The sequence below is a fragment of the Dyadobacter sp. HNCC25DJ183 genome (assembly GCF_056895175.1).
On record NZ_JBXHAP010000005.1, the window covers coordinates 280,407 to 301,794 of the forward strand.

General features: G+C 44.7%; 23 protein-coding genes. 18 read left to right on the forward strand and 5 right to left on the reverse strand.

Translation table 11 applies throughout. The features are described 5' to 3' along the window. Positions 1-11: 11 nt before the first annotated feature. Positions 12-830, forward strand: coding sequence for a polysaccharide deacetylase family protein (locus AC1XTG_RS14545; protein ID WP_484842474.1), 819 nt, complete (start codon positions 12-14; stop codon positions 828-830). Positions 831-833: 3 nt separating this feature from the next. Here the strand turns inward: AC1XTG_RS14545 and AC1XTG_RS14550 are convergent, their stop codons facing one another. The 4 genes from AC1XTG_RS14550 to AC1XTG_RS14565 all read right to left on the reverse strand — a co-directional run bounded on the left by AC1XTG_RS14550 (position 834) and on the right by AC1XTG_RS14565 (position 4,131). After that, positions 834-1,949, reverse strand: coding sequence for an acyltransferase family protein (locus AC1XTG_RS14550; RefSeq protein WP_229238814.1), 1,116 nt, complete (start codon positions 1,947-1,949; stop codon positions 834-836). A gap of 10 nt (positions 1,950-1,959) precedes the next feature. After that, a complete protein-coding gene (locus tag AC1XTG_RS14555; RefSeq protein WP_484842475.1) occupies positions 1,960-2,481 on the reverse strand; it encodes a KdsC family phosphatase in 522 nt (173 codons plus the stop codon). 61 nt (positions 2,482-2,542) lie between these two features. Continuing rightward, on the reverse strand, positions 2,543-3,346 hold the full coding sequence (locus AC1XTG_RS14560; RefSeq protein ID WP_056291083.1) for a Rossmann-like and DUF2520 domain-containing protein: 804 nt from the start codon (positions 3,344-3,346) through the stop codon (positions 2,543-2,545). Between the two features lie 53 nt (positions 3,347-3,399). After that, complete coding sequence (locus AC1XTG_RS14565) at positions 3,400-4,131, reverse strand: 3-keto-disaccharide hydrolase (RefSeq protein WP_056291085.1); 732 nt, start codon at positions 4,129-4,131, stop codon at positions 3,400-3,402. 141 nt (positions 4,132-4,272) lie between these two features. Here AC1XTG_RS14565 and AC1XTG_RS14570 point away from each other — a divergent pair, with 141 nt between their 5' ends. The 15 genes from AC1XTG_RS14570 (at position 4,273) to ftsZ (ending at position 18,765) form a co-directional block, all read left to right on the forward strand. Next, positions 4,273-4,971 carry a hypothetical protein gene (locus AC1XTG_RS14570; RefSeq protein WP_484842476.1) on the forward strand — a complete coding sequence of 233 codons (699 nt, stop codon included), beginning with the start codon at positions 4,273-4,275 and terminating at the stop codon, positions 4,969-4,971. Between the two features lie 131 nt (positions 4,972-5,102). Beyond that, on the forward strand, positions 5,103-5,546 hold the full coding sequence (rplM, locus tag AC1XTG_RS14575; RefSeq protein WP_056291207.1) for a 50S ribosomal protein L13: 444 nt from the start codon (positions 5,103-5,105) through the stop codon (positions 5,544-5,546). Between the two features lie 3 nt (positions 5,547-5,549). Then, positions 5,550-5,936 (forward strand): 30S ribosomal protein S9, encoded by a 387-nt coding sequence (rpsI, locus tag AC1XTG_RS14580; protein WP_026631735.1) that lies wholly within the window; start codon positions 5,550-5,552, stop codon positions 5,934-5,936. A gap of 88 nt (positions 5,937-6,024) precedes the next feature. Further along, positions 6,025-6,852: a 30S ribosomal protein S2 gene (gene rpsB, locus AC1XTG_RS14585; RefSeq protein ID WP_056291089.1), complete on the forward strand. Its 828-nt coding sequence runs from the start codon at positions 6,025-6,027 to the stop codon at positions 6,850-6,852. 127 nt (positions 6,853-6,979) lie between these two features. Continuing rightward, complete coding sequence (gene tsf / locus AC1XTG_RS14590) at positions 6,980-7,816, forward strand: translation elongation factor Ts (RefSeq protein WP_056291090.1); 837 nt, start codon at positions 6,980-6,982, stop codon at positions 7,814-7,816. A gap of 135 nt (positions 7,817-7,951) precedes the next feature. Then, positions 7,952-8,539, forward strand: a complete 588-nt coding sequence (locus AC1XTG_RS14595; protein WP_484842477.1) for an RNA polymerase sigma factor — start codon at positions 7,952-7,954, stop codon at positions 8,537-8,539. A gap of 96 nt (positions 8,540-8,635) precedes the next feature. Beyond that, on the forward strand, positions 8,636-9,568 hold the full coding sequence (locus AC1XTG_RS14600; RefSeq protein WP_056291094.1) for a DUF3078 domain-containing protein: 933 nt from the start codon (positions 8,636-8,638) through the stop codon (positions 9,566-9,568). 23 nt (positions 9,569-9,591) lie between these two features. Further along, positions 9,592-9,924 carry a large-conductance mechanosensitive channel protein MscL gene (gene mscL, locus AC1XTG_RS14605; protein ID WP_056291096.1) on the forward strand — a complete coding sequence of 111 codons (333 nt, stop codon included), beginning with the start codon at positions 9,592-9,594 and terminating at the stop codon, positions 9,922-9,924. 141 nt (positions 9,925-10,065) lie between these two features. After that, the gene (gene murD / locus AC1XTG_RS14610) at positions 10,066-11,409 is read left to right on the forward strand and encodes a UDP-N-acetylmuramoyl-L-alanine--D-glutamate ligase (RefSeq protein WP_484842478.1); all 1,344 of its coding nucleotides are present in this window, start codon (positions 10,066-10,068) and stop codon (positions 11,407-11,409) included. 18 nt (positions 11,410-11,427) lie between these two features. Then, on the forward strand, positions 11,428-12,597 hold the full coding sequence (locus AC1XTG_RS14615) for an FtsW/RodA/SpoVE family cell cycle protein (protein ID WP_229238816.1): 1,170 nt from the start codon (positions 11,428-11,430) through the stop codon (positions 12,595-12,597). Between the two features lies 1 nt (position 12,598). Then, entirely contained in the window at positions 12,599-13,699 is a 1,101-nt protein-coding gene (gene murG / locus AC1XTG_RS14620) for an undecaprenyldiphospho-muramoylpentapeptide beta-N-acetylglucosaminyltransferase (RefSeq protein WP_056291099.1), read from the forward strand. Positions 13,700-13,730: 31 nt separating this feature from the next. Beyond that, positions 13,731-15,122, forward strand: a complete 1,392-nt coding sequence (gene murC, locus AC1XTG_RS14625) for a UDP-N-acetylmuramate--L-alanine ligase (protein WP_484842479.1) — start codon at positions 13,731-13,733, stop codon at positions 15,120-15,122. 25 nt (positions 15,123-15,147) lie between these two features. Beyond that, the gene (locus tag AC1XTG_RS14630; protein ID WP_484842480.1) at positions 15,148-15,924 is read left to right on the forward strand and encodes a cell division protein FtsQ/DivIB; all 777 of its coding nucleotides are present in this window, start codon (positions 15,148-15,150) and stop codon (positions 15,922-15,924) included. Between the two features lie 15 nt (positions 15,925-15,939). Next, positions 15,940-17,292, forward strand: coding sequence for a cell division protein FtsA (gene ftsA, locus AC1XTG_RS14635; RefSeq protein WP_484842481.1), 1,353 nt, complete (start codon positions 15,940-15,942; stop codon positions 17,290-17,292). 42 nt (positions 17,293-17,334) lie between these two features. Continuing rightward, positions 17,335-18,765 carry a cell division protein FtsZ gene (gene ftsZ, locus AC1XTG_RS14640; RefSeq protein ID WP_484842598.1) on the forward strand — a complete coding sequence of 477 codons (1,431 nt, stop codon included), beginning with the start codon at positions 17,335-17,337 and terminating at the stop codon, positions 18,763-18,765. A 37-nt stretch (positions 18,766-18,802) separates the two neighbouring features. Here the strand turns inward: ftsZ and AC1XTG_RS14645 are convergent, their stop codons facing one another. Next, positions 18,803-19,345 carry an NADPH-dependent FMN reductase gene (locus AC1XTG_RS14645; protein ID WP_484842482.1) on the reverse strand — a complete coding sequence of 181 codons (543 nt, stop codon included), beginning with the start codon at positions 19,343-19,345 and terminating at the stop codon, positions 18,803-18,805. Positions 19,346-19,566: 221 nt separating this feature from the next. Here AC1XTG_RS14645 and accD point away from each other — a divergent pair, with 221 nt between their 5' ends. Together accD and AC1XTG_RS14655 are read left to right on the forward strand one after the other, a co-directional pair. Beyond that, the gene (gene accD / locus AC1XTG_RS14650) at positions 19,567-20,409 is read left to right on the forward strand and encodes an acetyl-CoA carboxylase, carboxyltransferase subunit beta (RefSeq protein ID WP_056291106.1); all 843 of its coding nucleotides are present in this window, start codon (positions 19,567-19,569) and stop codon (positions 20,407-20,409) included. A 1-nt stretch (position 20,410) separates the two neighbouring features. Further along, complete coding sequence (locus AC1XTG_RS14655) at positions 20,411-21,388, forward strand: radical SAM protein (RefSeq protein WP_056291108.1); 978 nt, start codon at positions 20,411-20,413, stop codon at positions 21,386-21,388.

Genomic DNA, 21,388 nt, shown 5'->3' on the forward strand with positions numbered 1-21,388 from the left:
TTCCCGAAGTATTGAAACAGCTCATCGCCGGAAATAATGCAGTAATGCTTTTTGTCCTTGTCTGCATCTGGGTAACTGGCGCGGGCTGTCAGCAGAAGAAAAATGCGGATCGCCGGGGCGGGATTGCAATTTCTTTTGACGATCATTTTATCAATGAGTGGTACAACCTGCGGCCGCTTTTTAAGAAGTACAATGCGAAAGTTACATTCTTTATCACTTGCCCCAATAGCTTGTCCGCTGACGAGATAACCAAGCTAGGCCAGCTTGAAAAGGATGGTCACGAGATCGGCTTTCATGGAACAATCCACGGCAGATCTACCCAGCTTATTGAAGCGGAGGGGCCGAAGGGATATCATGAAACGGAAATCAAACCTGGAATGGGGTATATGTTAGCGGCGGGATTTAAACCCACTTCTTACGCGCACCCCGGCGGAAATCATAATGCGCAGGTGGACTCTGTACTGTTTGCAAATGGTTTTAAAATCATCCGGGACGTCGCCATTTCAAAACGCAAGCTGCTCGGATTTCAAATGTATGCGCTGGCGCCCAGGCTAATGCCTTGGATTTTTTATGATTATGACAAGCAAAACGCAGTAGATGCGCTATTGATAGATACTGACTCAGGTCTGACGATCCAGGAAATGAAAGAGGCCATGCAAAAGGCGAATGCAACAGGCACTTGTTTAATGCTTTTCGGCCACGAACCATTGTATAAAGCGCCTGAGAATGGAGCGTATGGATTCAGTGTGCGTTTTTTAGAGGCAATTTTGAAAGAAGCCCAAAAGGAGAATCTCGATTTTTATACAATGTCGGAGCTGGTCGAAAAGTAAGGCTTACCTGCCAAATTTCCTGTCTTTGAATTCCAGTAAGGGTTTTTCAAAATAGGAAAATGAGAACGAAGCTACTGCAACTGAGCCGATGAATGTGAGTACGTATAATGCGATATGATAAGTTGTTCCACTCCAGTCGGGCAGGTATTTATTCAGCAGGTTGATGATCAGGACAATGACAACCACGTGGTAAATGTAAAGTCCGTAGGAGATTTTACCTAAATGATCCATTACCGGGTTTTGCAGGCTTATAATGGACTTCGGGTTGCAGGAAACATTGAGGATAAAGAACGCAAAAAAGAGTGCGTACACTTCCAGAAAGCCGAAAAAGTGGACACCTGACAGGAACAGTGCTGCAAGCATGATATAGGCAACCACCTGTACATCTTTCCTGAAAAGCAGATCGAGTATCGCATTTTTTTCATTGTAGACCAGCCAGGCACAAACCCCGCCAAGCGCCATTGTCTGAATACGAAATTGTCCCAGGAAAGTAGAAATAATCGCATTCCTTGATTCTTCGGAAGGATCCAGCAGCGTAATGCCGGCATAAAGCAGTAGCGCTGAGATAGCAAGAAAGGCAATGATGATCGGAATGCGCCTTTTCGGGTATTTAATTAACCACGGCCATAAATAGTAAAATTGCTCTTCTACCCCGATAGACCAGGCTTGTGCACACCAGTAAGGCAGATCGTACAGCACGAATGCATAATTGGGCAAGACCAGAAAAAGGAGCGTTAATCTTTCAACCGAGTTTGTGCTCAGCTTTTCGTCAATCCCCGGATAGTCAAGAATATCAATGTGGGGGAAAACGAAAAAGGAAAGGATAATGATCAGGAAATAAATGGGCCAGATCCGGAATATGCGGCGGAGATAGAACTTGCGCGCGTCCACATTGCCGAAACGGCCTCTTTCGTCAAGTAGCAGGTAAGTGATCAAAAATCCGCTGAGGACGAAAAACAGACCGACACCCAACCTTCCTGCGTGCTGAATAATTGGCAGCTCGTACAAATTGGCAATCCCCAATGCATGCTTTGCCTGTTCCAGGTGATGGAACACAACCAGAAGTGCCGCAATGCAGCGAATGCCATTGAGATTAGGGAAGTACCGCCTTTTTTCCACTTGGATGTATTTATTCAAACCAGGCCATCCACTTTCCCTGCACTTTCATCACCTGCTCGATCAGGTCACGAACTGCGCCGTGGCCGCCGTTTTTCGGGGAAATATAGTCGGACAATGCAAGAATTTCGTCAGTAGAATCGGCGGGGCAGGCGGAGAGTACGCCGGTACGCATTACCTCGTAATCGGGCAAATCGTCGCCCATAAAAACAATCTCAGCTTCACTCAGGCCGGTTTCTGCAAGATATTTTTTGAAAACCGGGAGTTTTCCGTCAGGAGAGGTGCCAATGAAAATGTCTTTTACTCCGAGGTACTCGAGCCTTTTCCGTACGCCCATTTGGTTCTGGGCTGAGATAATAGCTACCCGGTAGCCCATCTTAATGGCACGGTTGATTCCGTAGCCGTCTTTTACATTGAAGGACCTGGGTTGTTCTCCGGTTTCCAGTGCGATAACGCTTCCATCGGTCATCACACCATCGATATCGAAAATAAAAGTAGTAATCTGTTTGAACCGCTCGGTCAGGTTAGCGCTCATGAAATGGTGAATTGGGAATGCTGCAAATATAGGCTAACTTTTTTCCCGCCCGCAGGATTTGCTACTTTGAGATGTATGTATTCCTGATTTTGTCTGTCAAAAGCCGGTATATCTCAGTCCAGTCTTCATTGGTTTCCTGTAGGTATTCAAGGTGCCTGGCGGTTGTTTTCCAGTCGCCGCGCCGGGCCGGTCCGGTTTGTCCCAGTGAAGGGTCGTCGGAGGCAAGTGCTTTATAGATTGTGGTTTGGATCAAAGGTTTCAGCAGGTCGAAATTGAGCTGTTCTCTTTCCAGTATATCATTTGAAACGGTTAGCATGTAATTGGTGAAATTACTGGCAAAAACCGCGGCTACGTGCAGGATAAAGCGCTCATCCGAATCCATTCTGTTGACCTGATCGCTGATACTCTGGGCGAGTTGCATCAGCTTGTTCTCAATCAGCTCCGTTTTGGATTCAATGCAAAAAGGTATTTCTCGGTAGTCCATTTCGACTTCTTTGGTAAAAGTCTGCAAAGGATAAAATACCCCGGTATGCACAAATACGTCACTGTAAATTTCAACCAGGTTCTGGAATTCCACCAGGGAGCGTGTGCCTGAGGTATGAACCAGTATCACTCCTTCGGGAAGCACAATGCGTTCCAAAACACTTTCAATCGCGTCGTCGCTCACAGCTATAACGATTACTTCTGCTTCGCTTTCGGAAAAGTTAAGGTCCGGCTGGATATTGGTATCGTACAGGTAAGAAGCAAGCTGCCGGGCTTTTTGCGTGTCGCGGCTATATACCTCACAGATCCAGTGGCCGGCATCTTCAAAAGCCTGAGCAAGGTGCCAGGCCACGTTCCCGGCTCCGACGAAGGAGATTTTCATGTAAAAGAAATGTTATAGCTGTCGTAAGTTAATCCAGAAAATCAAGTTCGCAATCAATCGACAAGCGGCGCGGTTTGTTCCGGCGAGGTAATGCCGCCCGGCAGCTCCATGATTTTCATATTTCGAAAATGGATCTCGGCACCTTCTGCTTCAAGGCAGATATAGCCTTTCTTTCTTTCTGAATTACGAAGCCCGTTTACAAACTTTCCATTGACCGACAGCTTTACGGTACCATCTACACACACCACCACGTATTTATTCCATTCTCCCTTGCCTTTACACCGTTTTTCGAGCGACTTGCTGCGGATACCACGCGGATTATCAGGAATGGCGGTCATGCCCATTGTAGGGAAGAGTTCTCCGTGAACATAATCTTCGGTCGCATTGTGTTGCGGCGCATATTCCAGTTCCAGCATTTGTACTTCAATTGCTTTTGTCAGCGGATCGTGTTCCTGCGGTGTTCCCTCACTCCAAACGAATATGCCCGAATTGCCGCCGGCTTCCATGTGTTTCCATTCAACCTCAAGAATGAAATTTTCATATTGCCGGTCAGACCGCATGACGCCGATCGGCTTCCCCGAGCAGATCAGCGTTCCGTTTTTTACTTTCCAGGTTTCTTTGGAGGTGTTTACATCCACCCAGCCATTCAGGTTTTTTCCATTAAACAATGGCCTGAATGCAAGTTCACCGGAGTCCTGGGCAACGAGCGTTTTGGAACAGAAAATAAGAATAAAGACAGCGCATAAAGCTTTGCTCAGTAGGGTTTTGGTGAAATGTGTTTTCATGGGTTTAGTTTTAAACTTGTGATCAGGAAATGGAATGCGGCTCGAAATTTGCAATATCGCAAATCTTCTGGTGCTGCAAGTTATATTTGCCTGTCATAACTTTGAGGCTGTAAAAATCATCACTTATCCAGTTGCATTTGAATGAGAACTATTCACATACTACCGCTTCTGATTCTCACACTAGCCAGCAGCATTGCTTTCGGGCAGCGCCAGTCGCAGGTAAGCGCGGGGGTGGATGTCGGATCAGGATTTAACAGCTCTTCGTGGGCAGCTTCGGTTCTTTACCATGAAGAAATCAGTCCGAACAATGTGCCCTGGCTGCGCGCGGGACTTGGGTTCAGGGCCTGGGGATATTATGCAGGACGTACTAATCTATACTCAAAGAAATCGGACAGCGACTTTCTTGAATACACCGATGTTTCTGCAAACGGAGTCAGTTTTGTAATCGGCGCTAATTTCAGGATCTGGCGGGTAGACCTGGGTGTAAATACGGACTTGATCGGTGCATCTTACGGTACGAAGCGGCGCGGTTTTTACGATAAAGAGCCCAGTATAGAGCCGACTGTCGGAGCACCTTATTATCAGCAATGGATATCAACTTCTCCGGTAATTTTCAACTTTGCTCCCCTGGCTTTGAAGAACTTCAATGGTCAATCAGAGGTTTATGCTAGAATTTTCCTGTTTAAAAGGCTTGGTGTAAAGCTGGGTTACCTGCATGGGCAAATTGCATATGTAACGCGCAAGCAGAATGACCGTAAGGTGTTGCTGGATAACAGACAACGCCGCGTTTACAACCTGTATAACATGCCTTATGTGGCGCTTAGCTTCCCCATCTATTGATCTCTGCCGGAAATTTCCAATACATTCTTGTAATTCAATTTGTTAAACTCTATATTTGCACTCCCATTTTGCGATGGGACTGTCTTGTTACAGTGTAATATATTGAAAATCAATTAAATTTTTTGTTAATCGTGGATACGTTAAGCTACAAAACCATCTCGGCGAACAAAAACACAGTGAACAAGGAGTGGGTTGTTGTGGATGCTCAGGATGCAATTTTAGGCCGTTTGGCTAGTGAAGTTGCTAAAATTATCAGAGGCAAACACAAAGCAAGCTACACTCCTCATGTGGACTGTGGTGATAATGTTATCATTATCAACGCCGACAAAATTAAGTTGACAGGAAAGAAGATGACTGACAAAGTTTATGTTCGTCACACCGGATATCCAGGAGGTCAGCGTTTTCAGACTCCCCGTGAGTTGCTCGAAAAACACCCAGAGCGTGTAATCGAGAAAGCCGTAAGAGGCATGCTTCCAAAGAATCGTTTGGGACGTCGTTTGTTTACTAATCTGTTTGTTTACGCTAAGCCGGAACATCCGCACAGCGCGCAGCAACCAAAAGAAATCCAGTTGTAATTCATGGAAGTTATCAACACAATAGGTAGAAGAAAAACAGCCGTGGCCCGTATTTATATGACGCCCGGTAAAGGAGATATCAAAGTAAACGGTCGCGATTACAAAGAATACTTTCCATTTGAAGTTCACCAGATCGTTCTTCAGCAACCTTTTGCTGTGATCAGCGGAGGTAATGGTTATGATCTTAAAGTAAATGTAAGAGGCGGTGGAATTTCAGGACAGGCGGAAGCAATCCGTATGGCTGTTTCCCGCGCACTTTGCGAATACAACGGAGAATTCCGTGGCGCGTTGAAAAAAGAAGGATTCCTTACCCGTGACCCTCGTATGGTTGAACGTAAGAAATACGGTCGCGCTAAGGCTCGTAAGAGATTCCAGTTCTCGAAACGTTAATATTCAAATGTCCAGACAGTACTTATCGTGCCCGATGTTCTGTGCTGCGTAATTTTATCAAGACATTTTTCAAAAACATTAATCTGTAATGGCACAAATAGAATATAAAGAACTATTGGATGCAGGTGTCCACTTTGGTCACCTTACCCGCAAGTGGGATCCACGTATGGCTCCATACATCTTCATGGAGAAGAACGGGATCCACATCATTGACCTGAACAAAACTTTGAGCTGCATTAACGACGCTGAGGCTGCGTTGAAGCAAATCGTTCGTTCAGGACGTAAGATCATGTTTGTTGCTACTAAAAAACAAGCGCAGGAAATTGTAACGGAAGAGGCGAAACGCCTTAAAATGCCTTACGTAACTGATCGCTGGTTGGGTGGTATGCTTACAAACTTCGGCACAATTCGCAAGTCTTTGAAAAAAATGCAGACTCTTGAGAAGATGCTAAAAGACGAAACCACGGTTAGCAATATAGCGAAGAGAGAACGCCTGATGCTTACACGTGAAAAGGATAAATTGGAAAGAGTGTTAGGTGGTGTAGCTGACTTAACACGTCTTCCTGCTGCCCTTTTCATCGTTGATGTAAAACGCGAGCACATTGCCGTTTCAGAAGCAAAAAGATTGAACATCCCCATTTTTGCAATCTGCGACACCAACTCAAACCCAGAATTGGTTGACTTCCCAATCCCAAGTAATGACGATGCTTACAAAGCAATCTCGTTGATCACATTGGCGATTGGAAAAGCAATCGAGGAAGGTTTGATGGAACGCAAACAAGATAAAGACGATCAGCGCATGGTAGAGGAGGAAGAAGCCAAACGTCAGGTTGACAAAGGCAACGAGGAAGCTGCTCCTGCTGCACCACGCGCAGAAGTTGCTGAAGAAGCAGTAGCCGAAGGTGATGACGAATAAAAATTAGGGCGATATGGCTTGGGTTTTGAAATCCATGTTTGTATCTGATTAGATAAAATAGCCCATAGCCATTTCGCTATGGGCTATCATTTTTTAAACGAGTTAATAATTCATATTAAATAAAATCATGGCAATTACCGCACAAGATGTAAACAAACTCCGCCAAATGACCGGGGCGGGCATGATGGATTGTAAAAAAGCACTGCAGGAAGCTGATGGTGATTTTGACAAAGCCGTTGACATTCTTCGTAAACAAGGACAGAAAGTAGCTGCGAAACGCGCTGATAATACAGTTTCCGAAGGTGCAGTACTGGTGAAAATCAGCGAAGATGGTACCAATGGAAAATTGATAGCGCTTGCATGCGAAACTGAGCCAGTTTCAAATGTTGAAGACTTCAAAAACCTTGCTCAGAGCATTCTGGACAAAGCTGTTGCAGATAACATCGCCGACAAAGAAGCACTTCTTTCAGCTACTTTGGCTGACGGCCGCCCGGTAAGCGAGCATATCGTTGACCTTGTTGGTAAATTGGGAGAGAAACTGGAAATCACTGCTTACGAAAATGTAACTGCTGACCAGGTTGTTCCTTACATCCACTCAAATGGCAAATTGGGAGTATTGGTTGCATTCAATGGTGTGAATGGAACTGATGTGACTGAACTTGGTAAAGATGTTGCCATGCAGATTGCCGCAATGAAGCCGATCGCTTTGGACAAAGACGAAGTGGACGCTGCTACTATCGAGCGCGAAATCGAAGTTGGTAAAGAGCAGGCACGTGCAGAAGGCAAGCCAGAAGCAATGCTAGAGAAAATTGCACAAGGCAAGCTGCAGAAATTCTATAAAGACAACACATTGCTGAACCAGGAATTCGTGAAAGATTCTTCTTTGACAATTCGTCAGCTTTTGGAAAAAACAGCCAAAGGATTGTCTGTTACATCTTTCAAGCGTGTATCGATTGGAGGATAAAGATTTTTCGAAATAAAATAATGTTGACAACGCCTGGTATCTATTTGTATACCAGGCGTTGTTTTTTAATATTTACGGAAAATTAATATACCCTCTTAGTTTTTTACACACGCTATCAGCGAATTGCGAACCAGGATGATTGAACTTTTATTTGAAGATTATGCGCAGCATAATGTATCGGACGAAGAGCTAGTCAAGCTTTTTTTGGATTCTCAAGACAACCGCTATTTTCAGAAACTTTACGAGCGCTACGCTTTTAAAGTCTACCAAAAATGCCTTTCCTTCACCAAAGACATCTCCCGCTCGGAAGACCTCACTCAGGATATATTTCTTAAGCTGCTCTTTAAAATGAGCTCTTTCAAGGAAGACGCCAAATTTGCCACCTGGCTTTTTTCAATTACTTACAATCACTGCATGGATACAATGCGATCCGGCAGGCGAAAGATCGTAACCATTTATGTAGAAAATGCCGATCAGGAAGACGATTTCGATATTCAGAGGATATTTGAAGTGGAGGAGGTCAACACGATCAGTCTGAAAGCGGCACTCACTCATTTAGACCTCGAGGAGAAGTCTTTGCTGTACCTTAAGTATCTCGACGACCGTACGATCAGAGAAATCGCCCACATTTTTAAAATGACTGAGAGCGCCGTGAAAATGCGTTTAATGAGGTCCCGTGAGAAACTTAGAAAGAAGTATCTGGAGACAGTTCTGTTTCATTGATCTGGCATAGTTTCAAAAAATTCCTTTACTTTGTCCGACTTACTGTCGGCTCAATGCCCTTTTACTCAATTACCTCACTCACCAAATCCGTTGATAATGAGCAGCAAACTGCGTGGTTCACACTATGTCGTCTCCCTGTTTTTTCTTTTCATCTCAGTACAGGCATTTTCACAGAATAATGTCGATTTATCAAACCCAATCAACGCAGGCAGGCTGAAATTGCCTGGCGACACGATATGGAAAAAAATAGAATTTGGCGCCAATCTCAACCAGGGATCATTCAGCGGAAACTGGACGGGCGGGGGCGTCAATTCGGTTGCACTCGGGCTTTTTTTTAATGCATTAAATGAAAAGAAGAAGGGTAAAAACGCCTGGCGAAATGATTTTCAATCTCAGTATGGTATTGTAAGAAACAAAGGCCAGCAAAGCAGAAAGAACGTCGACAGAATATTTTTCGACACCAAATACAATCGTGAACTTACCGCTACATGGAGCCTTTTTGCGAATGTAAACTTCCTGTCGCAGTTCGGGGCCGGCTATACCTATGACGATAATCCAGACTCAGCAAGCATTAAGAGAAAGGTTTCCGGCATTCTTTCCCCTGCATACCTCACGGAGGCAATTGGTATCGAATACCGGCCGGTACCTTATTTCTTCGTTGATTTCGCGCCGGGTGCATTGCGTCAGACGATCGTCATAGACACAGATTTGTACGTAAACACGCCGGACCAGAATAATTATGGCGTACCTATAGGCAGGCGCGTGAGAACAGAGGTAGCGCTGATCCAGGTGGTTGCCAATTTTGATAAAGATATCGCCAAAGATGTAAACCTGAAATTCAGGTATCTGATGTATTCCAGCTTCAAACATCCATTGAATATAGATAACCGTTTGGACGCGCAGCTTACAGCTAAGATTAATAAGTTTGTCAATGTAAATCTGGGCGCAATCCTGGTCTACGATGCGGACCAAAGTAGTAAAATCCAGTTTGCGCAGGCACTTAGTATCGGATTTTTGTATCAGTTTTAATCACCAACTAACCTCAACTTGTTATGCTTCAGGAATTCAAGATTTTTATTGCCAAAGGCAATGTGCTGGATTTGGCTGTCGGCGTAGTTATTGGCGCCGCTTTTGGAAAGATTACAACATCTTTGGTTGAGGACATCATTAATCCAATTCTAGGATTGATCATCGGCGGAGTAGATTTTACGCAATTGAAAATCGTGTTGAAGGAAGCTGTAGGGGACACGCCCGAGGTGGCTGTAAAGTACGGTAACTTTATTCAGGTGCTGATCCAGTTTGTTATCATCGCCTGGGTGATCTTCCTGATCGTTAAGCTTGCCAACCGTTTAAGGCTTTCTGAATCGATGAAAAAAGAGTTGTAAACACTAAATTATTGTTGCAAAGAGGCATATCTGATATGCCTCTTTTTTATTCGCCTTAATTGCTGGAAGAGTAAAAAAAGTTTTCTGTAAAAGATTTACCTTCGTAGTTAAGGCGATTTTTAATATTTAATTCTGATTCCTGTGCAAGAAAAAGTAGTCATTTTGGGAGGCGGGGAAAGTGGCGTTGGGGCAGCTATTCTCGCGAAGTCCAAAGGTTTTGATGTTTTTTTGTCAGATAAAGGTAAGCTCCAGGACAAGTATTCGCAGGTTCTTTTAGAGGAGAACATTGCATTTGAACACGAAAAACACACCACAGAAAATATCCTCGATGCCCAGCTGGTCGTAAAAAGTCCCGGTATACCTGACACGGCACCGTTGATCGTCGCGCTGCGTAAAAAGGGAATTCCTGTGATCTCCGAAATTGAATTTGCCTCGCGTTATACCCGTGCAAAACTGATAGCAATTACAGGAAGCAATGGGAAAACAACAACAACTTTATTAACCTACCACTTATTAAAAAATGCCGGCTTACATGCCGGCCTCGCCGGGAATATCGGCGATAGTTTTGCGTGGCAGGTTGCAACGCAGGATTTCGACTATTATGTTCTGGAAATAAGCAGTTTCCAGCTGGATAATATCGTCAGTTTTCATCCCGCCATTTCCATTTTATTGAATATAACTCCGGATCATTTAGACCGTTACAGATACGATTTCCAAAACTACATCGACTCGAAATTCAATATCATCCGTAATCAAAATGAGGACGATTACTTTATCTATTTTGAAGACAGTGAAGTAATTAAAGCGGAGCTGAGCAAAAGAAACCCGCCGGTAAAAAAAGTAGGATTTTCATTGACCCGGCCGGTGATTCCAGGTTCCTGGCTGCGTGATCACGTGATTGTTTCTCAGGTGAATGATGAGGTATATGAAACGGATTTCAGCCAGCTACCTCTGAAAGGCCCGCACAATTCGGTTAATTCAATGGCAGCTATCATAGTGGCGCAGTTGTTGCACATTGATCACGTTAAGATCACCGAGGGACTTAAATCCTTCAAAAACGCTCCGCACAGGCTGGAAGTAGTGGAAGAAATTGATGGCGTTACCTACGTTAACGACTCTAAGGCGACCAATGTTGATTCTGTTTTTTATGCATTGGGCAGTTATAGCCAGCCAGTGATCCTGATTGCGGGAGGTGTTGATAAAGGGAATGATTACAGTCAAATTGAAGCGCTGGTAAGTAATAAAGTAAAGGGTTTGATAGTTCTTGGTAAAGACCGTGAGAAACTCGTGCAGTATTTCACCGGGATAGTTCCTGCAATTTTTGAAACTGATAATATCCGGGAGGCAGTTGAAAAAGCCCGTGAATGGGCAGTAGATAAGGATATCGTGTTGTTGTCGCCCGCTTGTGCCAGTTTTGATTTATTCAAAAACTATGAAGACCGTGGGGAGCAGTTTAAGGCAGCGGTAAGAAATTTGGTCCGTTAAAAAAACCTGATTTATTCAATGGCATCAACAAGTATTGATATGCTGAACAAAACCAGGGAGGATACGCAAGCCTGGTTTACCAAAAATCTGAAAGGAGATCCGTGGATCTGGGGCATTTGCATTATAATGCTTTTGTGGAGCATTGTTGTCGTTTACAGTGCGAGTGTTAAGGATGCTTATAGCCAAATGGGCGGAAATACAGAATACTACCTCTACAAACATGTGGTACTCTGCGTGCTATCTCTGGCGGTAATGTATTTTGTTCACCGCATTCCCTACATCAAGTTTGTGTACGTTACCAGGCTGGCTGTATGGAGCTCCATTCTGCTGCTTGTTTTTACGATGTTTTTCGGAACCTCCGTTAATGATGCGGCCAGGTGGATTGAGATACCCGTCATTGGTCAGCGTTTTCAGCCTTCGGAATGGGCGAAAGTTGCCTTAATCGCGCACTTATCGCTTATTCTCGCGCGGCATATTAAGGGTGGCTGGAACACACGCGAGCTTTTTATGGAGCCGCTTTCATTGGTAGGTGTAGTTTGCGGACTGATTTTCACGAGTAATGTGTCCACGGCTGTTATGCTCGCGGGAATATGCTTTCTGCTCATGTTTGTGGGCAAAGTGCCATTGCATTACCTCGCCTTTACAGCACTGGGACTTGTTTTCTTCGCTACGATCGCCATTCTACTTAATTCTACTCAGCGCGCCGGTACGGCACAAAACCGTATTTCCGCATTTTTTGACAAAGATGTGGTCGTATACCAGTCGCAGCAATCATACATGGCGATGGCGCGGGGCGGATTGTACGGGGAAGGTGTTGCCAAGAGCCGGCAACGGAGATTTTTACCTGAACCTCAAAAGGACTTCATTTTTGCTGTTACTGTTGAAGAATACGGCACAGTGGGTGGGACTATACTGATCATTTTTTACCTCATTTTACTTTATCGCGGCCTGAAAGCAATTGAAGCCACGAAGCGCCCGTTCGGCGGGCTGCTTTCTGCCGGGCTTACATTCATTGTAGTCAGTCAGGCATTTTCGGCAATGGCGGTAACCGTCGGTTTGGTGCCCGTAACCGGACAAACGCTACCATTTTTCAGTCAGGGAGGAACGTCGCTGCTGTTTACGGGAATGGCGATGGGCATGATCCTGAGTGTAAGCCGCGGTGAAATACTCGAAGAGAAACGGATTTAGTATGTCAAAAAAAGTAATTATAAGCGGCGGCGGAACCGGCGGACATATTTATCCTGCCATTGCAATAGCCGATGCATTGCGCCGGAAAGACCCGGATCTGGAAGTACTTTTTGTAGGTGCTTTGGGAAAAATGGAAATGGAAAAGGTGCCGCGGGCCGGGTACGAAATTGTAGGGTTACCTATTGCCGGGATCAAGCGGGAAGTTTCTCTTGACAATCTTGCATTGCCATTTAAGCTGATCAAGAGTTTAAATAAAGCAAAGTCGATTATCCGGGACTTTAAGCCTGATGTAGCTGTGGGTGTAGGCGGCTTTGCGAGCGGACCGTTATTAATGATGGCTTCTTTCCAGGGAATACCTACATTGATTCAGGAACAGAATTCCTATGCAGGAATTACCAATAAGCTGCTGGCAAAAAGAGCGTCAAAAATCTGTGTAGCCTATCCGGGTATGGAAGAATTTTTTCCAAAAGAGAAAATTGCAATGCTTGGAAATCCTGTCAGGAGTGATATCGTCGATGTTTCTTCCAAGAAACGGGAAGCTTTCGCCGAGTTTGGGCTTGATCCTGAAAGAAAGACGCTTTTTGTCATGGGCGGCAGTCTTGGGGCCAGGTCCATTAACGAGAGCATCGCAGCAGGGCTTTCAGAATTTCTGGCGCAAGGTTATCAGGTTTTGTGGCAAACAGGAAGAAATTACATTGATACAGCAAAAGCATTAATTGAAGGCTTAAATACCCATTTGATTAAGGCTTTTGATTTTATTTATACAATGGACCTTGCGTATGCAATTGCCGACGTAGTGGTTTCAAGAGCAGGAGCGCTTTCGGTTTCAGAATTGTGCCTGGCTGCGAAACCTTCCATTCTGGTGCCATTTCCAGCCGCGTCAGAAGATCATCAGACCAAAAATGCGTTGGCACTGGTTGAAAAAGATGCAGCTTTGCTGGTGAAAGACGCTAGTGCAAAAGCTGAGCTGGTACCTAGTGCACTGGCTTTAATGAATGATTTTGCGCAGCAGGAAAACCTGAAAACGAATATCCGTAAGCTCGCCAGGCCGACAGCCGCGGATGATATTGCAGCAGAAGTATTGAAATTAATCAGATCATAACCGTTTGTCCTTTAATAGAATGTCATCTTCAATGACCGATTGGAAGTATATTTATTTTGTCGGAATTGGCGGAATAGGAATGAGTGCGCTGGCACGCTGGTTTAAGGCAAATGGCTTTGAGGTTGCAGGTTATGACAAAACCAGGACTGCGCTGGTTGAGAAATTGGAAGAAGAAGGAATTGAGATAACGCTGGAAGACTCCATTGATACGATTCCTGCACCTTTCCTTCATGATTCCGATAAAACGCTTGTTATATACACGCCTGCCGTACCTGTGCAGCACCATCAAATGCTGTATTTCCGGGACCATAACTTCCTGATCCTGAAAAGGTCGCAAGTACTTGGTATTCTCACCAAAAACCTCCGCATGATCGGTGTAGCGGGCACGCACGGAAAAACGACCACATCATCCCTGGTAGCGCATATTCTCCGGTATGCCGGTGTAAACAGCACTGCATTTCTGGGTGGCATCACACAAAATTATGGCACTAACCTGCTTCTGAATGAGCCGACGGATCATCTGGAAGAAGTTTTCTGCGTAGTAGAAGCCGATGAATTTGACCGCTCATTTTTAACATTATTTCCGGAGATCGCGATAGTTACCTCTACTGACGCCGATCACCTTGACATTTACGGGAAGCACGAGGCCGTTTTGGAATCGTTCAGGGAATATGTCGGGCAGATTCACGAAAATGGTGTGCTGTTTATGCGGACGGGACTTGAACTTTCCGGTAGTACGAAAGCAGAAGTATTATCCTATTCGCTTGATTCGGGCGTTTTTCATTCGAGGAATATCACGATCAGGAATGGGAGATTTGTGTTCGACTTTGTTTATCCTGACGGGGTAATTGAAGGCATTGCAATGAAAATCCCGGGTTATCATAACATTGAAAATTCCATTGCGGCGAGTGCGGTTGCTTTGCACGTGGGCGTGGCACCCGATCAAATTAAAGCGGCCCTTGAAACTTACGGCGGTGTCAAGCGGCGATTCGAATATCAGTTAGAAGAGGACGGAAAAATATATATAGACGATTATGCCCACCATCCGACAGAGATCGAGGCATTTCTTTCTTCGGTAAAAGGATTATATCCCGGCCGGCACGTAACCGCGATTTTTCAACCGCACCTATTCAGCCGGACCAGGGATTTTGCAGATGGGTTTGCGGAAAGCCTGTCGCTCGCTGATCGTTTGCTGCTGCTTGATATTTATCCGGCGAGAGAGTTGCCGATAGAGGGTGTTAACTCAGAAATGATCCTGGAAAAAGTAACATCTGAAGACAAACACCTGGTCTCTAAAGACAAAGTACTTAGCATTTTACGTGATTTAGATACGGATATTGTGGTTACAATTGGTGCCGGAGACATCGATACTTTGGTGGATCCGATACGTAACCAGCTCAAAAATCCCTTTGCGAATAATTAATAAAAGCATTGTTAATATTACTGAGATGTTACGTAAATTTGACTATTCATGGCTTTTGTTGAAACGTAGTTTGTGGCTTCTTCTGCCTATTGCCGGAATTGGTATGGCAGAAAGCAGGCTGAGTCAACAGCGTTGTACCAACCTGACCATTTCCATTCAGGGAGATTCAGGAACACGTTTTCTCGATCAAATGGATGTCCGGATGTTACTTACCGAAAATGGGGGCGATCCTCTGTTGGGCAATAAGTTAAGTAACGTGGCATTGAACGATCTGGAGAATCGGGTGAAGCGGAACAAGTTGATCAAGAAGTGCCAGGTATTTCGTGACCTTAGAGGTAATATAGTTGTTGAAGTAGAACAAGAGAAGCCGTTAGCGCGCTGGATTAACACTTCTGAAAATGGAGAAACGCGGAATACGTCGGGATACTATATTAGCGATGAGGGCATTTTTTTTCCTCTATCAGAAAGTTATTCAGCAAGAACGTTATTGGTTTCAGGCTCATTTTTCAATGATGCTAAAAAGTTACAGACCGCAAAAGGGGCTTCTGTAATGGATTTATTGCATTTCTTGAATTCTGATCCTTTCTGGAAAGCGCAGGTTACGCAGCTGGATGCGGATAATGATGGCGAGATCAGCCTGATGACCGTAGTGGGTGATCAGCAAATTGAACTCGGAAGCGCCGAGGACTACCAGTCGAAATTTAGAAAGCTCAGGATATTTTACGATAAAGTACTGAGTCAGGATTGGAGCAGATATAGAAAAATTAGTGTTAAGTTTCAAGATCAAATAGTTTGTGAATAATAATTCACCTTTAGCATGGCACACGAGAAAATTGTAGTTGGAGTCGATATTGGAAGTACTAAAATAGCCGTGATCGCTGCGCAGGGAAGTTCTTCCGGTTCACGCCAGAGCAACATAGAAATTCTGGGTTTTAGTGAAGTTCCAGTGCCTGCAGGAGCAGTTGTTAACGGATCAGTCGAAAATATAAAACAAGTAGGCGGCGCCATCAGAGAAGCTTTGCAGGAAGCATCGCTGCGCTCAGACCTTGATATTGGTATTGTGAATGTCAGCTTCAGCGGAACCCACGTGAAAGTGAGTGCGCACAGCGACGGGGTGATCAGGCCGTCTGCCTCTTCAGGTGAAGAAGTAACCCAGCGCGATGTGGACCAGCTAGTGGACGATATGTACCGCGCCAAGATCGAGCCTAATTACGATGTACTGCATGTACTGCCAATGGATTTCATGGTAGATAATTCGGTAGGTGTGAAAGAGCCGGTAGGCCGGACGGGTATTAAGCTTGGCGGTAACTTCCTGATCGTTTCTGCCAACAACCAATCCATTCAGCGGACAAAGAAAAGCCTTGCTGACGCGGACCAGAATTTAAGATGTGATAAAATGGTACTGGGGCCACTGGCTACCAGTCTTGCTGTTTTAACAGATAATGAAATAAAAGCCGGAATTGCATTGGTTGATATCGGCGACCATACTACTGATCTGGTTATATACCAGGATCGCATTATCAGGCACATTGCTACCTTTCCGGTAGGTGGAAGACATATTACAAATGATTTGGCAGTTGGCTGCGGTATTCAGTATGAAAATGCGGAACAACTGAAAAAGCAATACGGTGCGGCCATTTCCGCCGACATACCGCTTAATATTGAGATCCTGATCAATTATTTAAGTGGAAGACAGCCTAAACCTGTTCTGAAGAAAAACGTAGCGCTGATTATCGAAGCGAGGTTGAAGGAGATAGCAGCCATGGTTTACGCTGAAATCATCAAATCCGGCTATTTGGATAAGCTGATAGGCGGCATTGTTCTAACTGGCGGCTCGGCGAATATTGACGAAATTGAGCTGCTGTTTGAAAAAGTAACGGATATGTCGGTAAGGGTGGGTTACCCGGAAAATCTGGAACGGACTGCCAAGGCGGACGCGGTAAGTAACTCCACGTTCAGTACTGCTATCGGACTGGCCTGGGCTGGTATCAGATCTATCGATCCGCGGGTTAAGTCGGTTTGTAAGCCGGCAACTGCATTCAATACGGGGGTTGTGCAAAAGGAAAAGCCGAAAGAAGTTAAAGAGCCGGTCAAAAAGACGGGTGGCACATTTTGGGATAACATCAATAATATTATCGGAAAAAAGGACGATAGTTTAGGCGACTATTGATAATCAGTAGAAATTATGACCAAATCAACCCCGGAAAAGACATTGAACAAAAGCTTGTTGCAAGCACTAGATCAGGATTATATTGTGAACGAAATCGTAAAGGATTTTCCAGTCGACGAGCAGGAGGAACCTGCTATTATCAAGGTAATCGGAGTAGGCGGCGGCGGTAGCAATGCCGTAAACTACATGTTTGAACGTAAGATCAAAGATGTGGAATTTGCTGTTTGTAATACCGACAGACAAGCACTCGCTAACAGTCCTGTTCCCGTTAAAATCCAGCTTGGCGCTACATTGACCCAGGGACTTGGAGCTGGTACGGATGCAACAAAAGGTAAAGAAGCCGCTCTTGAAACGATTGAAGAAATCAAGGGGCTGCTGGGCGGATCAACGCAAATGGTTTTTATTACCGCAGGTATGGGTGGTGGAACCGGAACAGGCGCCGCACCAGTAATCGCGCAGCTTGCCAGAGAAATGGGCAAGTTGACCGTCGCAGTAGTTACTGCACCTTATACGTGGGAAGGATTTGACAAGAAAGAACAGGCACTCGAAGGTATCGAACAACTTAAAAAGTACTGCGACACGGTACTGGTTGTTTTGAATGATAAACTGGAAGAACTGTTTGAAGATATGACCATCACACAGGCATTTGCCGAAGCAGATGGAATTCTTTTGAATGCAGTGAAAAGTATTTCCGAAATCATTACGACAAATGGAAATATCAACACTGACTTTAAAGATGTTGAGAAAGTACTGAAAAAGGCAGGTCAGTCTGTAATGGGAACCTCCGAAGCGACTGGTACCGATCGCGCGCAGGTTGCGATTAAGGAAGCACTGGATTCCCCGCTTTTGAACGACAGGGATATCCGCGGCGCGAAACGTATCCTGGTAACGCTTGCTACCAGCAAGAAAAAGGAGGCTACAATGAAAGAGCAGCGCGAAATCTGGAGTTACGTATTGTCTCAGGTAGGCGGCGAAGCGCGTATGTTCAAATTAGGTACGATTATCGACGATTCACTTGTTGATAAGTTGCGCGTGACGATTGTAGCAGCGGGATTTGACAGTATTGAATCTCCGATCCCAGGCATTAAGTTGTCACACAAATTCCCCGGAACTATTGAAACAGCAGTAAACGGGTTTGATGCGAAAGAGGAAATTTCTGCTGAACAGGAAGAGATCGTGATGACAGAAGATGTTTTTGAAAATACACCGACCAGTTCAGTGGATCTTGTGATCGAAAAAGAATCAGTTTCAACCGCTTTCGAACCGGTTAATATATCACTGACTGAGGTTGGAGAGAATGACGAATGGTCGGAAGAGGATAATGAGGATTTGCGAATTATGATTGACTCCTTTAAAGACGGACTGGTGAAGTTTGCAGATCTGGAAGGGCCTGCATTCAGAAGAAGCCGGGCCGAGCTTTGGAAGAGACCGGCGATTCCGGCTTTCGAAATGGAACAGCACTGGCTAAAATAATTGGGAGGGAGCACTTAGCTCCCTTTTTTCTTTTATGTCAAAAGTGGATGATCTGCCCAGCCTGCATTTCGAGAAGTTCCTTGTACAATGCATTTGACATGACATTATCATGAAAATGCGAGCGTATCTGGGCAAGCTTTACTCGCAATGCAAGTGTATTCATTCCCAGATAGCTGAATACATCATTGAGGTGACTTAATGCAATTGCTGCTCCCTGCATATTGGAAGATAATCCGACCAGGGCAGCTTTCTTATTCGCGAAACTGTTCGGATAAGGCAGCCCATCGATAAATGCCTTCAATACGCCAGGGTAAGATCCATTGTATTCCGGAACGATAAAGACGAATTTATCAGTTTGTTCCAAAAGAGACCTGAGGTTGTTGAAGTCCTCGTTTTTGCCTGAATTTGCATATAAAGCAGATACTGTAAAATCGTCGGGCAAATTAACTAAATCAAGAATAATGCTCGGCGCATTGAGGTGATTCAGAATGGACTGATAGTATTCTGCAATTTTCCGTGACATGGAGCTGGGCCTGTTGGTTCCAACGATGATCACGATTGGTGAAGGAGCTGTACTCATTTAAATTATAAATAAACCGTCAAACCGTCGGTTTTATAGTAACAAATTACTTTGAAAATTGTTCATACCAGACTGGCTGCTACATGCTTCGGCCGCAGGTATAATCTGGATACCCGCATAAAAAAACATTTATTCTTATATTTGAGTCTGGTATTCATCACGAAATTAATATAAGCTGCTCGTAGCGAAGCTTTTATATTTATAATCAACCCACAAGAAATATGTCCTGGTTCATTCGGAAAGAGAAAGGTATCAATACACCAACAGAAATGAAGCGCGAGGCGCCTGATGGTTTGTGGTATCAGTGTTCAAATTGCAAGAAGATTACTCCTACCAGAGAACATAAGCAGAATGCTTTCACCTGCCCGCATTGTAATTACCACGAGAAAGTAGGATCTGATGTTTATTTCAACCTGCTTTTTGACGATAACGAATTCATTGAACTGGACGCTGATTTAACATCCGGAGATCCGTTGCATTTTGTAGATACCAAAGCTTATCCGGACCGGATCAAGTCGACAATGCAAAAAACGGGCTTGAAAGATGCGGTCAGAACCGGCCACGGCAAGATGAACGAAATGGACATTGTTATTGCCTGTATGGACTTCAATTTCATAGGTGGATCAATGGGCTCTGTGGTAGGTGAGAAAATTGCCCGGGCTATTTCGTATGCGCTTGAACATAAATTCCCGTTTTTGATGATCTCAAAATCGGGCGGCGCCAGGATGATGGAAGCAGGATTTTCATTAATGCAAATGGCCAAAACCTCTGCCCGTCTGGCCCAGCTATCAGAGGCCAAAGTGCCTTACATTTCGTTGCTGACTGACCCGACTACTGGCGGTGTTACTGCTTCCTATGCGATGCTGGGGGATTTTAACATTTCTGAACCAGAAGCTCTAATCGGATTTGCGGGACCACGCGTTATCCGCGAAACGATCGGAAAGGATCTGCCGAAAGGATTCCAAAGTGCTGAATTTGTTTTAGAACATGGTTTTCTCGATTTCATCGTTGACAGAAAGGATCTGAAAGATAAATTAACAAGTCTTCTCTCTATGCTGAAATAATATGCGACTGGTCTCCCACCCGGTACTTTGCAATTATTATGTAACCTATCGTTGCAATGCATCCTGCGGATTTTGCGATATCTGGGAGAAGCCCTCGCCTTATATTACAGTTGAAAATCTTCGCGAGAATTTACGGGATTTAAAAAAGCTGGGCGTTAAGGTCATTGACTTTACCGGTGGCGAGCCTTTGCTTCACAGGCAGCTTGACGTGCTTTTGAAAGAAGCAAAGGATCACGGGATGATCACGACCGTCACAAGCAATGGACTGCTTTATCCCAAGCAGGCAGAAAAGCTGCGCGGGCTGATAGATATGCTGCATTTCTCGCTTGATTCTCCCGACCGTGACGAGCACGATCAATCCAGGGGTGTGAAGTGTTTTGACAAAGTGATGGAGTCCATTGCAATCGCCAAATCACTTGGAGAGCGACCGGATATCATTTTTACCGTTTTTGAAGATAATATTGGCAAGATCCGGCAGCTATGGGAAGAAGTATGCATTCCCAATGATCTTGTACTGATCCTGAATCCGGTATTTGAGTACGATAAAGTTGGTTCAAACCTTTCCGAATCAGCGTTAAAGGAATTGTTGTGGTGGGCGAAGCAAAAAAATGTGTACCTCAACGAAGCCTTTGTGCAATTGCGGCTTGATGGCGGAAATCATGTAGAGGCTCCCGTTTGCAAAGCTGCCAGTACAACAATCGTCATTTCACCGGAAAACAAGCTTGTGCTGCCCTGTTACCATTTGGGATTAAAAGACTTTCCAATTAATGGCAGCCTGTTTGAGCTGTACCATTCAGATGAGGTTCAGAAGCTGGTTGCATTGGAGGGGCGCCTGCCGGCTTGCGAGGGCTGCGTGATCAATTGCTATATGCAGCCTTCATTTGCAGTAGAAATGAACAAATACTGGTGGAAGGCACTGCCAAGTACGATCAAGTACAACCGCCTGAAAGGTACGTGGCGGCAAATGGTCAAATTTTGA